Here is a 22,244-nt window from a genome sequence, read left to right on the forward strand (position 1 = left end):
AGCTGGCGCGCGTGGCGGTGCAGGCGGCACGAGAGTCCAAGGCACCGAGTTGCTCCTGTAGGAGCGACGTAAGTCGCGATAGGCCTGACACGCCGCCGCAAGCCCTCGACGCCAAGCTGTTAAACTGCCCAGTCGCCTCGCGCGACAAACGGAACGCACAACCATGAGCAACATCCCACCCCGCGACGTCGGTTCAAAGCCCGGCCTCGGCACCCTCGCCATCCATGCCGGCCAGTCTCCCGACCCCAGCACCGGCGCGGTGATGACGCCGATCTACCAGACCTCCACCTACGTGCAATCCAGCCCGGGCGTGCACCAGGGCTACGAGTACTCGCGCAGCCACAACCCGACCCGGTTCGCCTACGAGCGTTGCGTCGCGGCGCTGGAAAGCGGCACCCGCGGGTTTGCGTTCGCGTCCGGACTGGCGGCGACCTCGACCATCCTGGAGATGCTCGACACCGGCAGCCACGTCATCGCGATGGATGACGTCTACGGCGGCACCTACCGCCTGTTCGAGCGCGTCCGCCGCCGCAGCGCCGGGCTGGATTTCAGCTGGATCGACCTCAGCGACGCGGCCGCCTTGGAAGCCGCGATCCGTCCCGAGACCCGCATGGTCTGGATCGAAACCCCGACCAACCCGCTGCTGAAGCTGGTCGACATCGCCCAGATCGCCGAGATCGCCCGGAAACGCGGCCTGATCGTGGTGGTCGACAACACCTTCTGCTCGCCGATCCTGCAGCGCCCGCTCGAACTCGGCGCGCACATCGTCATGCACTCGGCGACCAAGTACCTCAACGGCCACTCCGACATCGTCGGCGGCATGGCGGTGGTCGGCGACGACAACGACCTCGCCGAGGAACTGGCGTTCCTGCAGAACTCCATCGGCGCGGTGCAAGGCCCGTTTGACAGCTTCCTCGCCTTGCGCGGCCTGAAGACCCTGCACCTGCGGATGAAGGCGCATTGCGAGAACGCACAAGTGCTGGCGGAATGGCTGGCCACCCATCCGGCGATCGAGAAGGTGATCTATCCCGGCCTGAAGTCGCATCCGCAGCACGAGCTGGCGAAGCGCCAGATGCACGGCTTCGGCGGCATGGTGTCGATCTATCTCAAGGGTGGTGCGGAGGCCGCGAAGCGTTTCTGTGAGCGCACCAAGCTGTTTGCGCTGGCCGAATCCCTGGGTGGCGTGGAAAGCCTGGTGAACCTGCCAGCGATCATGACCCACGCGTCGGTGCCGGCGGAAAGGCGGGCGGCGTTGGGGGTGACCGATAACCTCGTGCGGTTGAGCGTGGGCGTGGAGGATGCGGACGACCTGGTCCCCGATCTCCAAGTGGCACTGAGCTGAGTTCGTCGATGAAGTCGGACAAGGCGATGATTCTCGTCACCGGCGGCACCGGTTACATCGGCTCACACGCCTGCGTAGCACTGACGCAGGCTGGATTTGAAGTGCTCGTGCTGGACAACCTGTCCAACAGTACTGCTGGGGTGATCGATCGCATCGCGCGGATCTGCGGCAGGCGGCCGGCCTTCATCGAGGGCGACATTCGTAATGAGAGCCTGCTGGCGCAGGTGCTCGGTGGGTACCGGGTCGACGCGATCATGCATTTCGCCGGCCTGAAGGCAGTGGGCGAGTCTGTGGAACAGCCACTTCAGTACTACGACAACAACGTAGTCGGTACCCACTCACTGCTAAAAGCGATGCGGGAGAAAAGGGTGCGGGCGATGGTTTTTTCCTCGTCCGCGACCGTGTACAGCCCGACCGAGCCGATGCCGTTGAGTGAGTGCGCGGCGCGCCGGGCCTCAAACCCATATGGCCGAACCAAACTCGTGCTCGAGGACATGATCGAGGACGTGTACGCTGCCGATCCGGATACTAGTTTCGCCCGGTTGCGCTACTTCAATCCTGTCGGTGCCCACGAAAGCGGGTTGATAGGCGAGAATCCGAAGGGGTTTCCAAACAACCTGATGCCTTACGTGTGCCAAGTAGCGGCGGGTGTGCGGGAGAAACTGTCGGTGTTCGGCGGCGACTATCCTACGGTCGATGGTACCGGCGTGCGGGACTTCATCCATGTCATGGATTTGGTGGAAGGACACGTGGTGGCCTTGCGCCACTGCCTGGCAAGTCGTGGTCTTCTTACGGTCAACCTGGGTACCGGTCAAGGGACATCAGTGCTGCAATTGGTGCATGCGTTCGAATCTGCCAACGGTTGTGTGGTTCCTCACGAACTGGTCGGCAGGCGCGATGGTGATGTCGCCGAGTCCTGGGCTGACACGCGGCTGGCGCGCGAGGTCCTCGGGTGGAGGACCAAACGCGGTATTGAGGAAATGTGTCGGGACAGTTGGCGTTGGCAGTTGAATTCGACGCAGGAGCACTGCACGTGAATCCCCATGCCTCGCAACCGGGCTCACTGGTGCACATGGTGGAGACGTTGTGGCGAAATCGTGGACTGCTGGGCCAAATGGCCAAGCGCGACGTGGTCGGCCGCTACAAGGGCGCAGCAATCGGCGTGGCGTGGTCGTTTTTGACGCCGCTATTGATGCTGTGTGTGTACACATTCGTTTTCTCCGTGGTGTTCCAGGCACGCTGGGGCGGTGACCTTCCCGATGGTCGGGCCCATTTCGCGCTGATCATGTTTGTAGGCATGCTGGTGCATGCGCTGTTCTCGGAAGTGGTCAACCGGGCCCCGGGTCTGATCCTGTCTAACCCGAACTACGTCAAGAAGGTCGTTTTTCCATTGGAGGTGCTGCCGGCAATGGTGATGGGCTCTGCCTTGTTTCACGCCTGCGTGAGCGTCTTGATCCTGTTGGTGGCGCTGCTAATACTCGATAGCCGGGTTGAATGGACGCTGGTATTCCTGCCGCTGATCCTGGCGCCGCTTGTGGTGTTGACGCTAGGGGTTGCGTGGTTCTTGGCCTCCCTAGGCGTCTATGTTCGCGACGTGAGTCAAGTCACCACGATCATGACCACGGTCATGTTGTTTCTCGCGCCGATCTTCTATCCGATTACCGCACTACCCGAGAGCTTCCGCTGGATCGTGATGGTTAATCCTCTGACCTTCATCATCGAGCAGACGCGTGATGTCCTTATCTGGGGCCGACTCCCGAACTTCACCGGGCTGGGCCTCTACATGCTTGTGGCATTGGTAATAGCCTGGGGCGGTTTTTTCTGGTTTCAGAAAACGCGCAAGGGGTTCGCCGATGTCCTCTGACGAACAGTCGTCCGTCGCGGCATCTGCCGTCCCGGGACGTGCATCCCGGGATGTCGCCATCTCCGTCAGGAGCGTCTCGAAGTCGTACCAGATCTATGACAGCCCCGCTCATCGCTTGAGGCAGTTCATCGTGCCGCGTATTCGCCGGACCCTGGGGCTGAGGGGGGGGGCGTATTACCGGGATTTCCGAGCCTTGCACAACATTTCGTTCGACGTGGGGCGCGGTGAAGTCGTGGGCATCGTCGGGCGGAATGGATCGGGTAAGTCGACGTTGCTACAGATTATCTGCGGGACGCTGTCCCCGAGCGCCGGGCGGGTGGAAACCCTCGGCCGCGTCTCGGCGCTTCTCGAGCTCGGATCAGGGTTCAATCCTGAGTTCACCGGCCACGACAACGTGTACATGAACGCCGCGCTGATCGGTATGTCACGCCAAGAGGTCGGTCGCAAGTTCGATGAAATCCTGGACTTCGCCGACATCGGCGATTTCATCGACCAGCCGGTCAAAACCTACTCAAGCGGCATGGCAGTCAGGCTTGCCTTCGCGGTTGCGATCAATGCCGACCCGGACATCCTCATCGTGGACGAGGCGCTGGCCGTGGGCGACGAACTCTTCCAGAGGAAGTGCTTCGCGCGGATCGAGCAGTTGCGGTCGACCGGCGCCACCATCTTGTTTGTCTCGCATGCCGGCGGAACGGTGGTCGACTTGTGCGATCGCGCCATCCTGCTCGACGCCGGTGAAATGCTGGCCGACGGAGCGCCGAAGGAGGTCGTTGGCATGTACCAGAAGCTGCTCTACGCACCTGCCGACAAGGCGGCTCGGATTCGCGATGAAATGCTGGGCAGGGTCTGCGCTGCCCTGCTGGATGGCCGGGCCAGTGGCAGCAGCGGCGATGGTACCGCACAGGACACGGCCGACGCCCTCGAGACGGAGAACTACGATCCCGCATTCGTCTCTACGAATGTGATCAAGTATGAGAGTCACGGCGCGACAATTTCCGGCCCTGAAATCAGAACGATGGACGGACGCACCGTCAACGGCCTAGTCCGTGGAAGGACCTACCGGTACCGCTATCGCGTGGATTTCGATCGCACGTTCACCGGTGTCAGGTTCGGGATGCTCATCAAGACCGTCACGGGAACACACCTCGGCGGCAGCCTATCCCAAGCGAACGTCCATGAAGGCTTGATCGTGTCGTCGGGCACTAGCGCCGTGGCGGAATTCAGCTTCATCTGCCATCTCAATCCGGGCGTGTTCTTCATGAACGCCGGCGTGTTCGGATGCCTAGACCAGGGCGAAATCCTGATCCACCGGCTCTCGGATGCAGTCGCGTTCCGCGTCCTTCCCATCTCCCGCAATCAGGCCCAGGAGGCCGTCGATTTCGGCTGTACTTCTACGGTAACCCTTGAATGACCAGCGTCTTCAACAACCTGCTCGTGACTTCGCCCAACGGGGGAGGCATCTTTTTCGTCCACGGAGGCGCGATCCAGAAGCTGGACGCTTTGGATTCCACGGGTTTGTCTGTGTCCGGACGCCGGGTGTTGCGTGGAATCCAGCCGTCCCTAGTCGTGCTGTACCAAGGCACGCCCATGGACATTAACCCGACCGACATTGCTTTCGGTGATGTCCACGACGTGTTGATCGACGGCGACTCCTTTTACCTGGTCAGCACGCAGGGCAATGAGGTCGTCCGGTTCGATGCCGGCGCGATCGAGGAGGAGCGCTGGACGCTTCCGGGCGAGGACGATGCCTGGCATGTGAACTGTCTGGCGAAATGGAATGGCAGGCTGGTGTTCTCGGCTTTCGGTGAATTCTCCCTGCACCGCGAATACAAAGGCGCGACTAAAGACCAGGGCTTCGTGCAGGATCTGCGGTCGGGAGAACGCCTGATCACCGGCCTGTCACAGCCCCACAGCCTGTTTCCCCACGGACAGAACCTGATGGTCGCGAATTCTGGCGAGATGGCCCTGCAGGAGTATGCGGCAGACGGCTCGCTCCTTCGCTCAATGTCCTTCGACGGCTATGTCAGGGGAGTAAGTGTGTCCGGCGGTTGCATATTCGTCGGGCTCAGTCGGTCCCGGAATCTGCCGCAGGCCGAAGCCCAGACCGCCAGCCTGGTGGCGCTGGACGCGGTCACCTGGGACGAGATCGCCCGGCTCAGCCTTCCCACCAACGAGGTGTACGACGTGCATGCGGTGGAGGCCAGGGAGGCGTCGCACGTTGTTGCTCTGATCGCCGCCCACAGCTCTGCCATCCTGAGTTCAATCATCACGGACAAGTCGGAACGCCTTCGGGATCTAAACGTCGAATTGCGGCATCTTGAGAGGGAGCGCGACAGTCTGGGTGTCGCGCTCGAGCAGATCAATGCAGTTGAAACGCGGCTGATGAAAGCGATCGAGCAGCGAGAGGAGATCGCCGGCGCGCGCAACTCATCGACCTTCGCAGCGTCTCTGGATGCGCTGGCAGCGTCCGTCGATACTGCCAGGACAGAGTTGCAGGGCGAACACGCGCGCCAGATTGCCGGCCTCATGTCCCTTGTATCGGACTTGGAAAGCCGCGCGGGCGACATGCACGACGAGTTGTTAGCCAAGCTTGACCACGCGACCGCACTGCAGTCCCGGATCAGCCAGCTCGAGGGGGAGCATGCGCGCCAGATTGCCGGCCTCATGTCCCTTGTATCGGACTTGGAAAGCCGCGCGGGCGACATGCACGACGAGTTGTTAGCCAAGCTTGACCACGCGACCGCACTGCAGTCCCGGATCAGCCAGCTCGAGGGGGAGCATGCGCGCCAGATTGCCGGCCTCATGTCCCTTGTATCGGACTTGGAAAGCCGCGCGGGCGACATGCACGACGAGTTGTTAGCCAAGCTTGACCACGCGACCGCACTGCAGTCCCGGATCAGCCAGCTCGAGGGGGAGCATGCGCGCCAGATTGCCGGCCTCATGTCCCTTGTATCGGACTTGGAAAGCCGCGCGGGCGACATGCACGACGAGTTGTTAGCCAAGCTTGACCACGCGACCGCACTGCAATCTCGGATCAGACAGCTCGAGGGTGAACTGTCTGCAGGCAAGGAAGCGCTGAGTGCTGAAGCCAACCGCGCAGAGGCCTTAAAAGACAAGGTCCGCGACCTGGAAGCGGCCCTGGCTGTGCAGTCGGAAGAGTTTGATGTTTTGCAGCAGGAATTTTCGCGAGTGGAAGGAGGGGTCGAGGCTTCCCTGCAACGGATGAGCGACCTGGAGGCCGAGTTGCAGCTGGTCTACGGCTCACGATCGATGCAGTTGACGCGGCCCTTGCGCAGCGCTGCGGCAGCGGTCCGTCGCGTAATCCAGTCGGCCGGGCCCGGCGTCCGCGCATTTGGGTACCTGCTTGCGCGGCCGGGACGCTACCTTGGCTTGGCCAAGGGCAAGTCGGTCGGCGAGGTGCTGACGCTTACCCGCGGATTCCTCAGCAGGGGTGGACCGGAGCCTGCGGCCCCACAGCCGGTGCGCTTTGACCTGCGATCGCCCGCCGGTCCGGTCGTCATCCTCACGACGCGGCACTGCGAATACATCGCTCGCGAGATGCACGGCGCGCTAGCGCGCGTCGGCATCGCTTCCGAGATCATCTTCGAGCAGCCGGCCGGCGGATATGTCGATGTGCCGCATTTCGTCATCTGTCCGCATATGTTCCCGGTACTGCCGGGGTTCTATGTGGCCTTCCAGATGGAACAGTCGGTCAGCTCGAGGTGGTTCACCGAAGACTATATGGGCAGGCTCGAGAACTCCTTCGCGATCTTCGATTACTCGACGCGCAACATTTCTTTCCTGAAGGAAAAGGGCCTCAGCCTCAAGCAGGTCTACTATCTGCCCGTCGGCCATCTCCCGGACCTATCGGCCAACCCGCGCCCCGCCGCGGACGCGGACGAATACGACGTCGTATTCTACGGGGATGCCAGCAACGAGCGCAGGCGGGCCTACTTACAGGAACTGCGCAAATATTGCCGGATCAGGGTGGTGAGCGAAGTGTTCGGCGAGGAGCTTTACAGCATCTTGGCAGGCGCGAAGCTTGTAGTGAACATCCACTACTACGCAGGCGCGCTCATGGAAACGACGCGGGTGTGGGAGTGCCTGTCTCTCGGCAAACTGGTCGTCTCCGAACGCTCCACGGACATGGAAGACCATGGGGAACTGGAGGGGCTGGTCGACTTCGTGGAGATCGACGACATTCCGGCGATGGTTCGTCGCGTGCGTTACTGGCTTGAGCACGGGTCCGAGCGCGAGGAGCGCGTCCGCGCCAATGAAGCGGCGCTGGCTGACTACTTCAACCGTTTCGACTATTTTTTCTACAGGTTCCTGCTCGCCACGGACAACATCTCGTTCGATGAGTTCTGGCGCGAATCAGGCCATAAGTACCGGCTGGAATCGGATCGCCTGTGCCTTAATCTCCCCGAATACACCGACCGCAGTCGGGACTTCGCCCGCGACAACCACTACGGTTTTACCCTGTTCCCGGGCCTGCGGCACAGCAAGGGCTGGCTCGGTTGCGCGATGAGCTACAAGTACATGATCATGCTCGCGCGCGAACATGGGCTCGATCGCGTCACGATCTGCGAGGATGACGTCGAATTCCCCGCGGACTTCGAGGAGGCATGCGCAAGCATCGACGCCTATCTGTCCAGCCCTGACGTGCGCTGGGATATCTTCTCCGGCCTCATGGCCGATCTGCACCGAGATGCAAAGATCCTGGCCGTTGACGAGCACGAAGGGCGGAGCTTCGTGACCACTAACAGACTGATCAGCACTGTGATGAATATCTACAGCCCCGGCGTGTTCGATACCATTGTCAACTGGGACGAGACCAATCGGGACGTCGAGACCAACACCATCGACCGGTATCTGGAAGCGAGGCGCGCCCTGAAGGTGATCGTGACCGAGCCCTTCCTTGTCGGGCACAAGGAGGAGCAGCACTCGACGATCTGGGGGTTCCAAAATACCCAGTACGCCGATCTCATTGCAGCCAGCAGTCAGTTATTGAAAGAGAAGGTCAGAAAATTCAGGGCGCGGCGGGGTCTGCACCGCGGAAAACGCTGATCAGGTGCTGGAGCCCCATCTGCCCCTCACCGGGTCATCCACGCTGAACGTCAATGGAAATCCGACATGAGCAAGTTCCTGAAATTGTGTAGCCTGTCCGTCACCGTCACCGTCACCGTCACCGTCACCGTTGCCGTGCTCCTCGCCGCCTGTGGGCCGGACCACGGGCCCGGAGCAGGCAACCCGGCGGCCCAATCGTCCGCCGCCGCGCCCGTCGAGCAGACTGTTCCGCCTCCTCCGGTCGAGCAGAAGAATCCGGATGTCGATTTCGCCGTGTCGCCCGACACCGTGCCGGGTTGCGATGAAACCTCCGCACTGCAGGCCAGGATCAGCTGGCAAGTCCGGAACACCGCGGTCGAGCAGGTGCGGGTCGAGGTTGCGGACCCGGGACAGGAAAACTGGAAGGTGCTTTCGGTCGCCGGAAGACAGGGCGAGGTTGAAACGGGGCCGTGGGTGCTGGATGGAACCCGCTTCCGGTTGGTAAATGCTACGACGGACGAGCAGTTGGCGGCCCACATGATGATGGGACATCCTTGCAATTGAGAGGGATCGAACCGGTGACCCTTGAGCCGGTAGCACCCATCGGCGCCAATGGCAGAGTAGGTAACATTGGAATCTTCCGTTGGGGCCAGTACACCGTAACTGGCCATGCATCACACAATGATGAAGTGTGCTGAGAAGCTTGCAGGATTCTGTCGAGAATATGCGGAGTTCTGCTTGCTCTTGTCGGCACTGGGAGAGCGGTTGGGGGCGACGGTGGCTGTGGGTGTGCGGCCTCACCCGCCGGTTCGCTCGGGTTTGCAACACCGGGATACCTAATGACACGTGCGGTGGTCGTCAGCAAGGACGAGGGAGGGCGCAAGTTGTAGTCTGGGACACGGATCCGTCTCGACGGAGGTCTGGGTGGCCGTGGGGATCGAATTCCTCGTCAATTTGCGTGGGCGAGGATCTTTCATCCGTCTCGGCAAAGGCCTGGGTCTGCGAATTTCGCTGCGGGCAGCCCGGTCTTCGATTCGAGGAGATCAATTGAGGCCTGCATCAATGAGCTTGGTAGGTGTTGGGTTCCTTATGAAAGCTACTTATTTTACTGCTGTATTCAATGTTTGGGTCGCAGCCCTTCGCTCGCCGGTATGAAATCGCACGATTCGGTGCTTTTGCCGTTTCTAAATGCATTTAATTTCGTGTTCGTTAAAAAAGCTACCCATGAAAATATCGTCTGACGGACGAATCACGTTCCTCGATCTGACGGGGCTGCTGGTGCTGACGGCGGTCGTGTCCGTTAGTTTCTATCACCCGTTCTACTTCGGCGATGAGCTGACGGCCTTTTTCCGGCGGCCGGAGGATCGTACGTTCCTGAGCGTGTTCTCGGACCTAAACAGTTACAAGCCCCGGCTTGTGTTCAATACGATTTGGGCTCTTTACGGGACATATGATGCGCCCCGTTTCGTGCCCATGGTCATCAATCTGTTGGGCCTGTGGGGCACTGCATCGATACTATACCTAATAGCTCGTCGGAGGTTCGATGCTCCCAGGGTAGTATCTTTTTTAATCGGTGCGATCTGTATAACTTCCCGATTCGCGATCATGCTGAGTTTCGATTATCTCTCGGGGAACATCGAAACCTTGAGTGCCTTCCTGTTTTTTGCTGCTGTCTACTATTCACTGGATTTTGTCGGTGGCAACTCGGGAAAGTCCACGCATCTGTTCGCCATTTTCCTTCTAGCGATCTGTGCCGTCCTTGTCCACGAGCGATATATTGTGGCCATGTTTGTTCTGGGCGTGATGATCGCACTGGAATCGGTGATCACGCGTCGACAGCTGCCTTTGCGGATTGTCGCTGGCGTCGCCATTGCGGTACTTCCTTTCTTGGTTTTTTTCCTAGCAGGGAAGTGGTTTTCATCCCTCGCTGTTTCCACAGGGACTGCTGGCCAACCCATTGAAGTAGGCGCGGATACGCTGCTGATTGTCGCTCGGTACTTGGGTAACGTGCTATTGGGTACGAACTTCGGGTTACCTTGGTTTGTTGGATCGCTCAGCCTCGACCGTTCACCGGGAGCTTTCGTTATTCCGATGATGGCAGTCTCGGCAATACTAGCTTGGGCAGGCGTGCTCTGGAAGCCGCGTAATGTCAAGTGGCCGCGCGTGTTGCTGATCGTCGGGCTGATGCTCGCGTTGATTTCGGTGGCTGCGCTGCCAGGTGTCGATAAGCAGGAGTCAAGATGGATGTTTCCTGTTGCCAGCCTGTTGAGTCTCCTTGTCATTGCCTTGGGCAGGAGGAAAGCAGCAATCAGGTTGCTGCTCGTCTATTTGGCAATCAACATGGTTTATTTCTTCAGTGGATCATACAAGGACGTCTTCAACATCGAAGCGTCCACCGAGGCAAAGCATTTCGGGCAGGCGTTTTTAGAGATCCCGTGGGGCGGGAACGCGGGATTGTTGCTGGATGCGCCCCAACCCCAGACGAGTTGGTGGCTCGGCGGGGATACCGTGCTTGGGAACGATGCAAAATCAGGCCGCATGTTCTGTCGAGCGAACTTCAACATTGACTCAGAATGCATAGTGCCTTTTTCAGCAACGGCGGTGGATGTTCACAGATACGAGTTCGGTTTCAAGTTCAGCTCCCGCGCTCCGGATGGCGCAGAGAGTCCGACATATACGTACATGGGCAAAGAGGATCTGGTTGCCTCCAACAACCTCATTGGAGCGATTGTCGAGGCTGCCGAGAGCGCCAAGTCTTCTCCCTTCGTATCCCTGGAGGTAAGCCCGCGCTCGATCGATGTCTGCGGGTCGCGGGCCGAAAAGGGTACCGAGAACATTGTGGTTCGCTGGTCAGTAACTATCCCCGAGGTGGAGTCGGTTACCGTCTGGCTCGTGCCCGCTGACGGCGCCCCGATGCTCTTCGCAAACGCCGAGCCCGTCGGCACCGCGGAAACAGGGAACTGGGTTGCGTCGGAGATTTCCTTTGTCCTGATGGATTCCGGTTCCAGCACAATGCTAGCTGCGCAGCGTGTTGAAACGGAGGCTTGTGCCATCATTGACACGTCTCGATGAGTAGCCGTCTGCAGGTTGACGTTCTTGTAATGACGCAGAGCTTGCGCGCCGGCACGATCATGGATGCCACGGTAATCCCCCCGCTTTTAGCGGACAGCAAAAGTGGAGCTAAGCGGCGAGAGCCAGTTTCTGTATCGGGGTGATCCCGCCAAGCGCCATGTTCGGTCGCTCGTGGTTGTGCGTCCATAGCCAGCGGGTAGCTGTGTCTTGCACCTGCTCGATCGAATCGAACAGCGTGCGGGCAAGCCAGGCGTAGCGCACGGTGCGGTTGTAGCGTTCGACATAGGCGTTCTGCTGCGGCTTGCCCGGCTGGATGTGCTCGATCCGGATGCCCTGCTGCTCCGCCCAGGACAGCAGTGCTCCGCTGATGTACTCCGGACCGTTGTCGCAGCGGATCACCCGGGGCTTGCCGCGTCATTCGATGATCTGCTCCAGCGACCGGATCACGCGGGCTGCGGGCAGCGACAGGTCGGCCTCAATGCCCAACCCCTCACGGTTGAAGTCGTCCAGCACGTTGAACAGCCGGAAGCTACGGCCGTCGCTGAGCTGGTCGTGCATGAAGTCCATCGACCAGACCTGGTTGATCGCCTCCGGCACCGCCAACGGCTCCGGACGCTCACGTACGATCCGCTTCTTCGGCTTGATCCGCAGGTTCAACTCCAACTCCCGGTAGATGCGGTAGACCCGCTTGTGGTTCCAACCAAAGCCCTTGACGTTGCGCAGGTGCAAGAAGCACAGGCCGAAGCCCCAGTCCTTGTAGGCGGTGGTCAACCGCTCCAGCCAGTCGGCGATCCTGGCGTTCTCCTCGCTCGCCTTGGCCTGGTAGCGGTAGCAGGTCTCGCTGACTTGGAAGGCTTGGCAGGCGTGCCGGATGTTCGTGCGCCCGCCCTCAACTGCCCATCGGGCCATCTCCCGGCGTTGAGATGGCCTCACCATTTTTTTGACATCGCCTCCTTGAGCAGGTCGGCGCTGAGCTGGGCGTCGGCGTACATCTTCTTGAGCCGCCGGTTCTCATCCTCCAGCTCCTTCATGCGGGCAACCATGGACACCTCCATGCCGCCGAACTTGCTGCGCCATTTGTAGAACGTCGCCGAGCTGATGCCGTGCTCGCGGCACAGTTCCGGCACGGGTGTGCCAGCCTCGGCCTGCTTGAGCACGCTGATGATCTGGCTGTCGGTGAAGCGGGACTTCTTCATGGAACCTCCTCGGGTCAGACTACGAGAAAATTCCACTTCTGGCATCAGCTAATGGGCGGGGGGATTACCCAGGGACGGCGAGCGCGACCCGGAAATGCACCAGACCAGGAAGGGCAACCAGTGGTACTTCGGGATGAAGGCGCACATTGGCGTGGACGATGAGTCCGGGCTGGTGCACCACGTGGAGTGCACGGCGGCGAACGTGGGCGATGTAACGCAGATGCACAAGTTGCTGCACGGCAAGGAAGACACCATCTGCGGAAACAGCGGTTACACCGGCGCGGAAAAACGTGAGGAGTTGGAAGATACGAAGGCGGCCTTCTGGATTGCGGAAAAGCGCTCGAAGGTGAAGGCGATCAAGAATGCGCGTGAGCGCCGTGCGACCGAACGCTGGGAGCACTTCAAGGCCAGCGTGCGGGCGAAGGTGGAACACCCGTTCCGAGTGATCAAGCGTCAGTTCGGTTTTACCAAGGTGCGCTACCGTGCTTTGGCGAAGAACAGCAGCCAGGTACTGACGCTGTTCGCGCTGTCGAATCTATGGATGGCGCGCCGGCATTTGCTGGCGCAGACGGACTAACTGTGCCTGGAGGGCGGGAAAACCGCCCGAAAGCGCCTGAAAAGGCGCAGGAATCACGAGGGTGCATGCGCTTTTTGCGCTTCCATTGGGAAACTTGGCTTCAGGTGATGTTGTTCAGACCTTCCCTAAGGGTTGATCAGTTGCTCATTTTTCTGGCGGTTGTAGCAGTGCGCGTGTCAGCAGGAAGGATATAGGCATGGTTACCGCGATCGAAGCCAGCGGGCCAATGCTGTCGGGCACGTGCAGATAGTCCACTGCGATCTTCAGCGTCAATGCGCCGAGGGCATAGACAACCACGTAGACCAGCGGGAACGCGGCGAACGTTAGCCAGTTGTGGCGGACGCGGAACACGTAACAGGTGTTGAGCAGGTAGCTGAGCAGGATGCCAGCGCAATAACTCAATAGATACGCGCCCTGATAATGTATGAATCGCAGCAGCAACCAATACAGAATCAGAGTGGCTGCGGTATTGAATCCGCCGCCGATCAGGAATCTGAGCACCAGCTTGAGCAACGATTGGTGGCGCTGCAGGATCGGCGACGGGCGGCCGCAACACCCTCCAGGCGTCGCGGCATCGGGTTCATTCGGTCGCATTGGCCAGCGCCTTGAAACAGGCGTAGTCGCGAATGTACTCGTCGGAATCATAAGGTTCTGATGCAAATACCAGCAGCACCGCATCTTTGGAATACTTGTATTGGGTACCCCAGATCATCGGCGGAAGATGAATGCCTTGGTCGGGCGAATTCAGCTCCACGTCGACGCGGCGAGTGCCGTCGTCGGCCAGGACATGAACAGATCCCGATACGCAGACCAGAAACTGATGGCAGCGCTTGTGGGCGTGCTCACCACGAGTCTCTTGGGTGGGGACGTCATATACGAGGAAGTAGCGCTTGGCATGGAATGGAAGGAAGTCCTCAAAGTCGCCCACCGACAACGAGCCACGCATATCGGCGAAGCTCGGCATGCGGTATAGGTTCACTCCCGGCACGGAGGTAGCGCTGATGCCTTGTTCCGCGGCTTCCTGCGGCTTCGTTGCGCTGCCCCTGTCCGACACATAACCCACAATCCGCGCTGGATTGCCGACCACAATGGCATTCGGAGGTACGGATCGCGTAACCACCGCGCCGGCACCGACCATTGCACCACTGCCAATAGTGGCGCCAGCAAGGATTGTCGCATTTGCTCCAATCGAGGCGTTTGCTTCGACCACGGTGCCAAGGAACTTCTCGGGATACACCTTGCTACGCGGGAAAAGATCGTTGGTGAAGGTGGCGTTGGGCCCGATGAACACGTCATCGCCGAGGCGGACGCCGTCCCACAGCTGCACGCCGCATTTGATCGTGACGCGGTCGCCTACAATTACATCGGATTCGATGAACACGCCATCGCAAATATTACAGTTACTTCCCAAACGTGCACCCGACAGCACATGGGCAAATGCCCAGATTCGGGTGCCCTCGCCGATTTGGTCGCTTTCACACAAGGCATTGGGGTGGACGAAAAAACTCATTTGATTTCCTTCTCGAAGAATTCGACGGACTGTTTGATCGACAAAGGGCGAGCCTTGGTGTTCTCGAAGGCATGCCATGCATAGGTTCCGACGATGCCCAAGCCCAGAGAATTGAATGCACCGAAAAATAGGATGGTTAAGATGGTCCCGGCATAACCAGGCACGTGAACTAGTCCAGAAAGCTTGGCAGCGAGCACCAGGAAGCCCAGCAAGACCGTAAACGCGAGTGAGACGAGCCCGAGCGCGGTCAGCATACGCACCGGGAGGTCGGTGAAGGCGAACACGCTGTCGGACAGGTAACGCAACTTCTTGCTGAGCGTCCAAGCACTTTTCCCATGCGGGCGTTCACGACGTTGGTAACTGACGAACTCGCGCTTGCCACCAAGCCAGAACAGCTGTGCAAGCAGGCTGGAATGCGCCTCGTTTAGGAGCATCAGGCGCTCTCGGAACTCTTTGCTGACTGCGAAAATATCAACGCCGCCCTTGGGAATGTCCTTGATGACCATACGCCTGTAGATCGCCCAGAACGCAGTCGATGCGAGCTTCGAGCTCATAGGGTCTTTGCGCGCCTCGCGGAGCCCGAACGCGACGTCGTAGTGCATGGCGATGAAACGCTCGTAAAAACCGATGACCAGTTCGGGTGGCTCCTGCAGATCAGCTGCCATTACCGCGGTGATGTCACTGCGACTCATCTCAAGGCCAGTACGAATCGCCGGAAATGCGCCGAAATTACGGGTCAGAGCTACCAGCTGTGCGGGAAAGGCGCAATTTGGTAGCTTTTCACGCAGCAGCACGTGGCTACGGTCGGGACTGCCGTCGACAACAAAGATTGCTTCGAATGCGCCCTCCACCGATTGCCTGATGTGCTCGAGTGCCAGCAACAGGTCATCCAGCGAGTCTTCGTTGCGGTAGATCGGGATGACCACTGCGAGCGAGGGGGGCAAGGCACTCAGAACCGGTTGCATGCGGCGATGACTTGATCGGCTTCGGTGTCGGTCAGCTCTGGGAAACACGGTAGGGTTAGGACGCTAAGTGCGTCTGCCTCCGTATTAGGTAAATGCACGTTGTCGAACGCGCCGAAATGACAGGGTTGGTGGTGATCGCAGATCGGATAGTGAATCTCGGTCTGAACGCCCTCGGCCTGTAGGTGTACGCGCAATGCGTCGCGCTCGTCGCTGCGGACTACGTATAGGTGAGCCACATGATCCTCACCTACCTCTGCGGAGACCGTGATGCGTGGATTGCGGATGCCCAGCGCATAGCGATTGGCGATGGCGCGGCGGCGCGTGTTCCAGCCATCGAGTAGAGGTAGCATGTGTCGAAGCATTGCTGCTTGCAACTCGTCCAGGCGGCTGTTGCGACCGCCTCGCAAGCTGTTTGTGTACTTTGCCGACCAGCCGTACTGGCGTAGGCGGGTAGCGGTCTCGGCCAATTGTGCATTGTTGCTCACGATTGCGCCGCCATCGCCGAGCGCGCCCAAATTCTTGGTTGGATAGAAACTGAAGGATGCGATGTCGCCAAAGAGGCCAGCACGCTTGCCATTGCGTGTGGCGCCATGTGCCTGCGCGCAATCTTCGAGCACCATAATGCCGCGAGAGTGGCAAAGCGAGGTGATCTCCTCAATGTCAGCTAGCAAGCCATACAGATGAGTGACGATGATGGCTTTGGGGGCTGCGCCGGCCTGCAAGGCTGCCTGCAGGGCGGTGACCGACATCAGGCCATCGTTGGTATTGGTATCGATAAAAATCGGGGTTGCCCCGCAAGCAAGAACTGCGGCCGTGCCGTACATGGCAGCATTGGCAACCACGGCGACGTTGTCGCCGGTAGTGATGCCGAGTGCACGCAACGACAGTTCTAGGGCATCGGTGCCATTGGCTACGCTTACACAGTGAGCTGCGCCGCAATAGCTGGCGAATTCCTGCTCGAATGCTTTTACGTTCGGGCCAAGCACGTAATAGCCGCTGCGGATGATCGACTCGGCAATTGCTGACAGTTCGGCGTGTAGAGGTTCGACATGTCGGGAAAGGGAGTTGACCGGAATCTGGTTGCTCATCAAAGTCTGCCTAGCTTCTTGTGATATGTGCCGAGATATGTTCGAGATACCTCGGTTCTGGAACTCGGTACGGCTTGCCTTTGCCCCGCTACTAACTATCGACTACAGAGAAGCTTTGAGTTGTCGTCGACTAGGCTCTTCTCGACCCGAATTAATCCCTAACAATGCCTTCGCTTTCACATCAGCCTAGGGCCGCTTCCAGCTCCGGCAAAATCTTGAACAAATCCCCCACCAGTCCGATATCCGCAATCTCGAAAATCGGCGCATCGCCGTCCTTGTTGATCGCCACGATCGTTCCGGCGTCCTTGATGCCGGTCAGGTGCTGGATCGCGCCGGAAATGCCGATGGCGACATACAGCTCCGGGGCGATGATCTTGCCGGTCTGTCCGACCTGCATCTCATTCGGGCAGTAGCCGGCGTCGACCGCTGCGCGTGAGGCGCCAACCGCGGCGCCGAGCTTGTCGGCGAAGTCGTAGATGATCTTGAAGTTTTCCTCCGAGCCGACGCCGCGGCCGCCGGAGACGACACGCTTGGCGCTCTGCAGGTCAGGGCGGTCGGAGGCGCCGGCGGCGAGGCCGATGAAGCGGGTGTGGGTCGGCAGTTCCGCGACGACCGCTGCTGCTTCAACGGTGGCGTTGCCGCCCTTTGCGGCTTCCGCCCATGAGGCGATGCGCACGGTCGCGACGACGGTGTGGTCGGCTGGGACTTCGACGGTGACGATCGCGTTGCCGGCGTAGATCGGGCGCTTGAACACGTGGCTGGACTCCACGGTCATCACGTCGGACACCTGGGCCACGCCGAGCAGGGCGGCGACGCAGGGCATCAGGTCCTTGCCGAACGTGGTGCTCGGGCCGAGCACGTGGGTGTAACCGTCCGCCAGTTGGGCGATCTGCGGGGCGAGCACCTGGGCGATCGCGTGCGTGTTTGCGTCGTTGGCGACCGTCAGCACTCGGGCGACGCCGGCAATCTGCGCGGCCTCGGCGGCAATCGCGGCGGGGTCGGCGGCCAGGACGAGGATGTCGATGGCCTGCGGCGACAGTGCCTGCGCGGCGGTGACGCACTTGGCGGTGGAGGCGTTGAGCTTGCCGTCGAGGTGTTCGGCGACGATGAGGACTTTGGGCATGGTCGTTTCCTTGTTCCGTCATTCCCGCGGAAGCGGGAATCCAGTGGCTTGGTGAATGGAGGTAAGGCGCTGGGTCCCCGCTTTCGCGGGGATGACGACCAACTACAGCAGGCCCTTGGCTTTCAGCGCGGCGACCAGCTCGGCGGCATCCTTGACCATCACGCCCTTGCTGCGCTTGGGCGGCGGGGCAAAGTGGCTGGTCTTGAGGGTGTCGCCGGCGTCGACGCCCAGATCGGCGAAGGCGATGGTTTCCATCGGCTTGCTCTTGGCTTTCATGATGTCGGGCAGCTTGATGAAGCGCGGCTCGTTGAGGCGCAGGTCGGTGGTGACCACGGCCGGCAGGTCGACTTCCAGCGTTTCCAGACCGGCGTCGACCTCGCGCGTGACCGTGGCCTTGCCGTCCGCAATATCCAGCTTCGAGGCAAACGTCGCCTGCGGGCGGCCCCACAGGGTGGCGAGCATCTGCCCGGTCTGGCTGGCGTCGTCGTCGATCGCCTGCTTGCCGAGGATCACCAGGTCGGGCTGTTCCTTCTCGATCAGCCTCAGGAAGGTACGCGCGGCGGTCAGCGACTGGATCGACTGGCCGGCGTCGGTGACCACGTGGATCGCGCGGTTCGCGCCCATCGCCAGGCCGTTGCGCAGGTGCGCCTGCGCGTCGGCGGGGGCGATCGTGGCGACGATGACCTCGGTCGCGATGCCCTTGTCGCGCAGGCGCAATGCTTCTTCCAGCGCGATTTCATCGAACGGGTTGGCCGACAGCTTGACGCCGTCGGTGACCACGCCCGAGCCATCGGGTTTGACCTGGATGCGGACGTTGAAGTCCACCACGCGCTTGTAGCCGACTAGGATTTTCATCGTTGTGGGGGTTCCTTGATGAAGGCGCGGCCGACCGTCACAAGACGATACCCGGGCCGAAAGACCGCCATTCTAGCCGAGCAGGGCCGGCATCGCAGAGACACTCGCGCGGAGTGGGTTATTCTCCGTCGCACCTGTTTCATGTGGAATCGCCATGCTCCATCCCGTCGTACTCAGTGGTGGCAGCGGAACCCGGTTGTGGCCGTTGTCGCGGCAGAACCAGCCCAAGCAGTTCCTGTCGCTGATCGGCGACCGGTCGCTGTACCAGGAGACGATCCTGCGGGCGAACGGCCTGCCGGACGTGCAGCCGCCGGTCACGGTGTGCAGCCAGTTGCACCGGTTCATGGTCGGCGAGCAGTTGCAGGCGATCGGGGTGACCAGCGGTGGCATCGTGCTGGAGCCGGTGGCGCGCAATACCGCGCCGGCGATCGCGCTGGCGGCCTTGCATGTGCTGGCTTCCGACCCTGACGCGACCCTGCTGGTGATGCCGGCCGATCACCTGATCGAGGACGAGGCCGCGTTCCGCATCGCGGTCGCGCACGCGCTTGAGCTGGCGCGGCAGGACTGGCTGGTGGCGTTCGGCATCACGCCGGACTATGCGGAGACCGGATACGGCTACATCCTGCGCGGCGAACCGCTGGGTGAGGGCGGTTTCCGGATCGAGCGGTTCGTCGAGAAGCCCGACCTGGCGACCGCCGAGCGTTATCTCGCCGAAGGCAGCTACGCGTGGAACTCCGGCATGTTCCTGTTCCGTGCACAGCGCTATCTGGACGAGCTCGGCCGCCACGCGCCGGCGATCCTGGAAGCGGCGCGCCAGGCCTGGGCGACGGCGGCATCCGACCTCGACTTCATCCGTATCGACGAGGCGGCTTTCGCCGCCAGTCCTGACGATTCGATCGACTACGCGGTGATGGAAAAGACCGACCGTGCCGCGGTGGTGCCGGTGAGTTGCGGCTGGAGCGATATCGGCTCGTGGTCGTCGTTGTGGTCGGTCGCCCAGCACGATGCGGACGGCAACCGCCACGAAGGCGATGTGATCTCGGTGGACACCACCGGCAGTCTGGTGCGAGCCTCCGAGCGCCGGCTGGTGGCGACGATCGGCGTCGACGACCTGGTCATCATCGACACCCCCGACGCGGTGCTGGTCGCGCGCAAGGACCGCGTGCAGGACGTCAAGCAAGTGGTCGACCGGCTCAAGGCCGCCGGCCGCAGCGAGCACCTGTTCCACCGCAAGGTGTATCGCCCGTGGGGCAGCTACGATGCGATCGGGGTCGGCGAGCGCTTCCAGGTCAAGCGCATCGTGGTCAAGCCCGGCGCGGCGCTGAGTCTGCAGAAGCACCAGCACCGTGCCGAGCACTGGGTGGTCGTGTCGGGCGTGGCCGAGGTGACCTGCGATGAGCGCGTGTTCGATCTGCACGAGAACGAGAGCACGTTCATCCCGCTGGGCAGCGTGCACCGCCTGCGCAATCGCGGCACCGAGCCGGTCGAGTTGATCGAGGTGCAGTCGGGCGGTTACCTGGGCGAGGACGACATCGTCCGGCTGGAGGATGTGTACGGCCGCTCGTGACCGGGGATTCGTGAGGGAAGGTCTGAGCAATCGCCGTCATCCCCGCGAAGGCGGGGATCCATGGACTTCAAGTCGCTCATTGGCAACGTCCTTGAGCTCCCGCCTACGACTGCAAGGAGTCCAGTCGGACGCGGGAGCGACGATCAAAAGCGAATTGATCAGAGCTTCCTGAGCCGGAAGACCCGGGCGCTGGGGCATCCGCATCAGGCAGAATAGGCGCCCGCTCCATTCATGCCCGGTCCGCCCATGCGTCTGTCGCAGTTTCACCTCCACACCAGCAAGGAAGTCCCCGCCGAAGCCGAAATCATCAGCCACAAACTGATGCTCAAGGCCGGGATGATCCGCAAACTCGCCTCCGGTCTGTACACCTGGACGCCACTGGGCCTGCGCGTATTGCGCAAGGTCGAGCGCGTGGTGCGCGAGGAAATGGACGCGGCCGGCGCGATCGAGATGCTGATGCCGTCGGTGCAGCCGCGCGAATTGTGGGAAGAGACCGGGCGCTGGGAGAAGTTCGGCGGCCAGCTGTTGAAGGTCCAGGACCGCAAGGACGCCTGGTATTGCTACGGTCCGACCCACGAAGAAGTCATCACCGACTTCGCCCGCAACGAACTGGCCAGTTACAAGCAGCTGCCGGTGACCTTCTACCAGATCCAGACCAAGTTCCGCGATGAGATCCGGCCGCGTTTCGGGGTGATGCGCGCGCGCGAATTCCTGATGAAGGATGCGTATTCGTTCCATCTGGATGACGCCGATCTCGACCGCCAGTACCGCGTCATGTACGACGCCTACGGCCGCATATTCACCCGGCTGGGACTGCGGTTCCGCGCGGTATTCGCCGACACCGGCGCGATCGGTGGCAGCGCCTCGCACGAGTTCCACGTGCTGGCCGATTCGGGAGAAGACGCCATAGCGTTCTCTGACAGCTCCGATTACGCCGCCAATACCGAATTGGCCGAAGCGCTGGCCCCGGCGGGCCGTGCAGCGGCGACGCAGGCCATGCACAAGGTCGAAACACCGTACCAGCGCACCTGCGAAGCGGTCGCCGAGTTGCTGCAGATTCCGCTGGATCGCACCGTCAAATCGATCGCCGTGATCGGCGAGCAGGGTTTCGTGCTGGCGCTGGTGCGCGGCGATCACACGATCAACGAGATCAAACTGGCGAAACTGCCCGGTCTGGGCAATTACCGCATGGCCACCGAAGCGGAGATCCTGGAAACCCTCGGCAGCGAGCCGGGTTTCCTCGGCCCGGTCGGTCCGCGCAACGACATCCAGGTGATTGCCGACCGCAGCGTCGCCGCGATGGCCGACTTCGTGGTCGGCGCGAATGAAAAGGGATTCCACCTGGTGGGCGTCAATTGGGGGCGCGATTTGCCGGAACCCGCCCTGGTGGCCGATATCCGCAACGTGGTGGCGGGGGACCCATCGCCCGACGGAGCGGGCACATTGGACATTACCCGAGGTATCGAGGTCGGGCATATCTTCCAGTTGGGTCGCAATTACGCCGAGGCGATGGGGTGCACCGTGCAGGACGCCAACGGCAAGGCTGCCACGCCGACCATGGGGTGCTACGGCATCGGGGTGTCGCGCATCGTCGCCGCGGCGATCGAGCAGAACCACGACGACAACGGCATTACCTGGCCGGAGGCGATGGCGCCATGGCAGGCGGTGGTGTGCGTCATCAACCCGAAGAAGGATCCCGCCGTTGCGGAAGCGGCCGACGCGTTGTACCGGCAGCTCAATGCCGCGGGCATCGAAACCGCGCTCGACGACCGCGGTCTGCGCCCGGGTTCGATGTTTGCCGATATCGAACTGATCGGCATTCCGCACCGCATCGTGGTTTCCGAGCGCGGCCTCGCTGCCGGCACATTTGAATACCGTCAGCGTCGTGCCGGGGAATCCGAAAACCTCGATCAGGTCACATTGTCTGCCAGGCTCGGCGTCAAATGATCCGCGGATTGAATGACCTGCTTGAATGGGTCCGCTCATAAACCGCCATTGACCTGAACCGGTCAATTGAATCGTTATCGGTTGTATTTACT

15 protein-coding genes and 2 pseudogenes are annotated in these 22,244 nt (G+C 61.1%); 10 read left to right on the forward strand and 7 right to left on the reverse strand.

Features of this window, described 5'->3' with window-relative positions:
• Positions 1-163 precede the first annotated feature (163 nt).
• The 7 genes from N792_RS01530 (at position 164) to N792_RS01560 (ending at position 11,324) form a co-directional block, all read left to right on the forward strand.
• Entirely contained in the window at positions 164-1,342 is a 1,179-nt protein-coding gene (locus N792_RS01530; protein WP_036191807.1) for a cystathionine gamma-synthase, read from the forward strand.
• Positions 1,343-1,350: 8 nt separating this feature from the next.
• Entirely contained in the window at positions 1,351-2,379 is a 1,029-nt protein-coding gene (gene galE, locus N792_RS01535; RefSeq protein ID WP_224743900.1) for a UDP-glucose 4-epimerase GalE, read from the forward strand.
• Positions 2,376-3,206, forward strand: a complete 831-nt coding sequence (locus tag N792_RS01540) for an ABC transporter permease (protein WP_036191810.1) — start codon at positions 2,376-2,378, stop codon at positions 3,204-3,206. The genes galE and N792_RS01540 overlap by 4 nt, the downstream gene beginning before the upstream one ends.
• Complete coding sequence (locus N792_RS01545) at positions 3,196-4,617, forward strand: ABC transporter ATP-binding protein (protein WP_052103252.1); 1,422 nt, start codon at positions 3,196-3,198, stop codon at positions 4,615-4,617. Before N792_RS01540 ends, N792_RS01545 begins: the two co-directional genes overlap by 11 nt.
• On the forward strand, positions 4,614-8,273 hold the full coding sequence (locus N792_RS13320; protein ID WP_052103253.1) for a DUF4915 domain-containing protein: 3,660 nt from the start codon (positions 4,614-4,616) through the stop codon (positions 8,271-8,273). Before N792_RS01545 ends, N792_RS13320 begins: the two co-directional genes overlap by 4 nt.
• Positions 8,274-8,339: 66 nt before the next feature.
• Positions 8,340-8,816 carry a hypothetical protein gene (locus N792_RS01555; protein ID WP_036191813.1) on the forward strand — a complete coding sequence of 159 codons (477 nt, stop codon included), beginning with the start codon at positions 8,340-8,342 and terminating at the stop codon, positions 8,814-8,816.
• Positions 8,817-9,476: 660 nt separating this feature from the next.
• The gene (locus N792_RS01560; RefSeq protein WP_036191816.1) at positions 9,477-11,324 is read left to right on the forward strand and encodes a hypothetical protein; all 1,848 of its coding nucleotides are present in this window, start codon (positions 9,477-9,479) and stop codon (positions 11,322-11,324) included.
• Positions 11,325-11,432: 108 nt separating this feature from the next.
• Here the strand turns inward: N792_RS01560 and N792_RS01565 are convergent.
• Positions 11,433-12,520, reverse strand: a pseudogene (locus N792_RS01565) (IS3 family transposase).
• Positions 12,521-12,590: 70 nt separating this feature from the next.
• Between N792_RS01565 and N792_RS01575 the strand changes: the two are divergent.
• Positions 12,591-13,097 (forward strand): annotated as a pseudogene (locus tag N792_RS01575) (IS5 family transposase); the annotation flags it as partial.
• Between the two features lie 144 nt (positions 13,098-13,241).
• On the opposite strand, the gene N792_RS01580 reads toward N792_RS01575, so the two are convergent.
• From N792_RS01580 to N792_RS01605, 6 genes are all read right to left on the reverse strand, one after another.
• Positions 13,242-13,691, reverse strand: coding sequence for a GtrA family protein (locus tag N792_RS01580; protein WP_084105273.1), 450 nt, complete (start codon positions 13,689-13,691; stop codon positions 13,242-13,244).
• On the reverse strand, positions 13,678-14,607 hold the full coding sequence (locus N792_RS01585; protein ID WP_036191828.1) for a WxcM-like domain-containing protein: 930 nt from the start codon (positions 14,605-14,607) through the stop codon (positions 13,678-13,680). Before N792_RS01585 ends, N792_RS01580 begins: the two co-directional genes overlap by 14 nt.
• Positions 14,604-15,572 carry a glycosyltransferase gene (locus N792_RS01590; RefSeq protein WP_036191831.1) on the reverse strand — a complete coding sequence of 323 codons (969 nt, stop codon included), beginning with the start codon at positions 15,570-15,572 and terminating at the stop codon, positions 14,604-14,606. The genes N792_RS01585 and N792_RS01590 overlap by 4 nt, the downstream gene beginning before the upstream one ends.
• Complete coding sequence (locus N792_RS01595; RefSeq protein WP_036191834.1) at positions 15,557-16,660, reverse strand: DegT/DnrJ/EryC1/StrS family aminotransferase; 1,104 nt, start codon at positions 16,658-16,660, stop codon at positions 15,557-15,559. The genes N792_RS01590 and N792_RS01595 overlap by 16 nt, the downstream gene beginning before the upstream one ends.
• 181 nt (positions 16,661-16,841) lie before the next feature.
• Positions 16,842-17,783, reverse strand: a complete 942-nt coding sequence (locus N792_RS01600) for an electron transfer flavoprotein subunit alpha/FixB family protein (protein WP_036191837.1) — start codon at positions 17,781-17,783, stop codon at positions 16,842-16,844.
• Between the two features lie 102 nt (positions 17,784-17,885).
• Positions 17,886-18,638 carry an electron transfer flavoprotein subunit beta/FixA family protein gene (locus N792_RS01605; RefSeq protein ID WP_036191841.1) on the reverse strand — a complete coding sequence of 251 codons (753 nt, stop codon included), beginning with the start codon at positions 18,636-18,638 and terminating at the stop codon, positions 17,886-17,888.
• A 148-nt stretch (positions 18,639-18,786) separates the two neighbouring features.
• Between N792_RS01605 and N792_RS01610 the strand changes: the two genes are divergently transcribed.
• Together N792_RS01610 and N792_RS01615 are read left to right on the forward strand one after the other, a co-directional pair.
• A complete protein-coding gene (locus N792_RS01610; RefSeq protein ID WP_269572095.1) occupies positions 18,787-20,205 on the forward strand; it encodes a mannose-1-phosphate guanylyltransferase/mannose-6-phosphate isomerase in 1,419 nt (472 codons plus the stop codon).
• 246 nt (positions 20,206-20,451) lie between these two features.
• The gene (locus N792_RS01615; protein WP_036191846.1) at positions 20,452-22,152 is read left to right on the forward strand and encodes a proline--tRNA ligase; all 1,701 of its coding nucleotides are present in this window, start codon (positions 20,452-20,454) and stop codon (positions 22,150-22,152) included.
• Positions 22,153-22,244: the final 92 nt, after the last annotated feature.

The sequence above is a fragment of the Lysobacter concretionis Ko07 = DSM 16239 genome, assembly GCF_000768345.1.
In the GTDB taxonomy this organism is placed as follows: Bacteria; Pseudomonadota; Gammaproteobacteria; order Xanthomonadales; family Xanthomonadaceae; genus Novilysobacter; species Novilysobacter concretionis.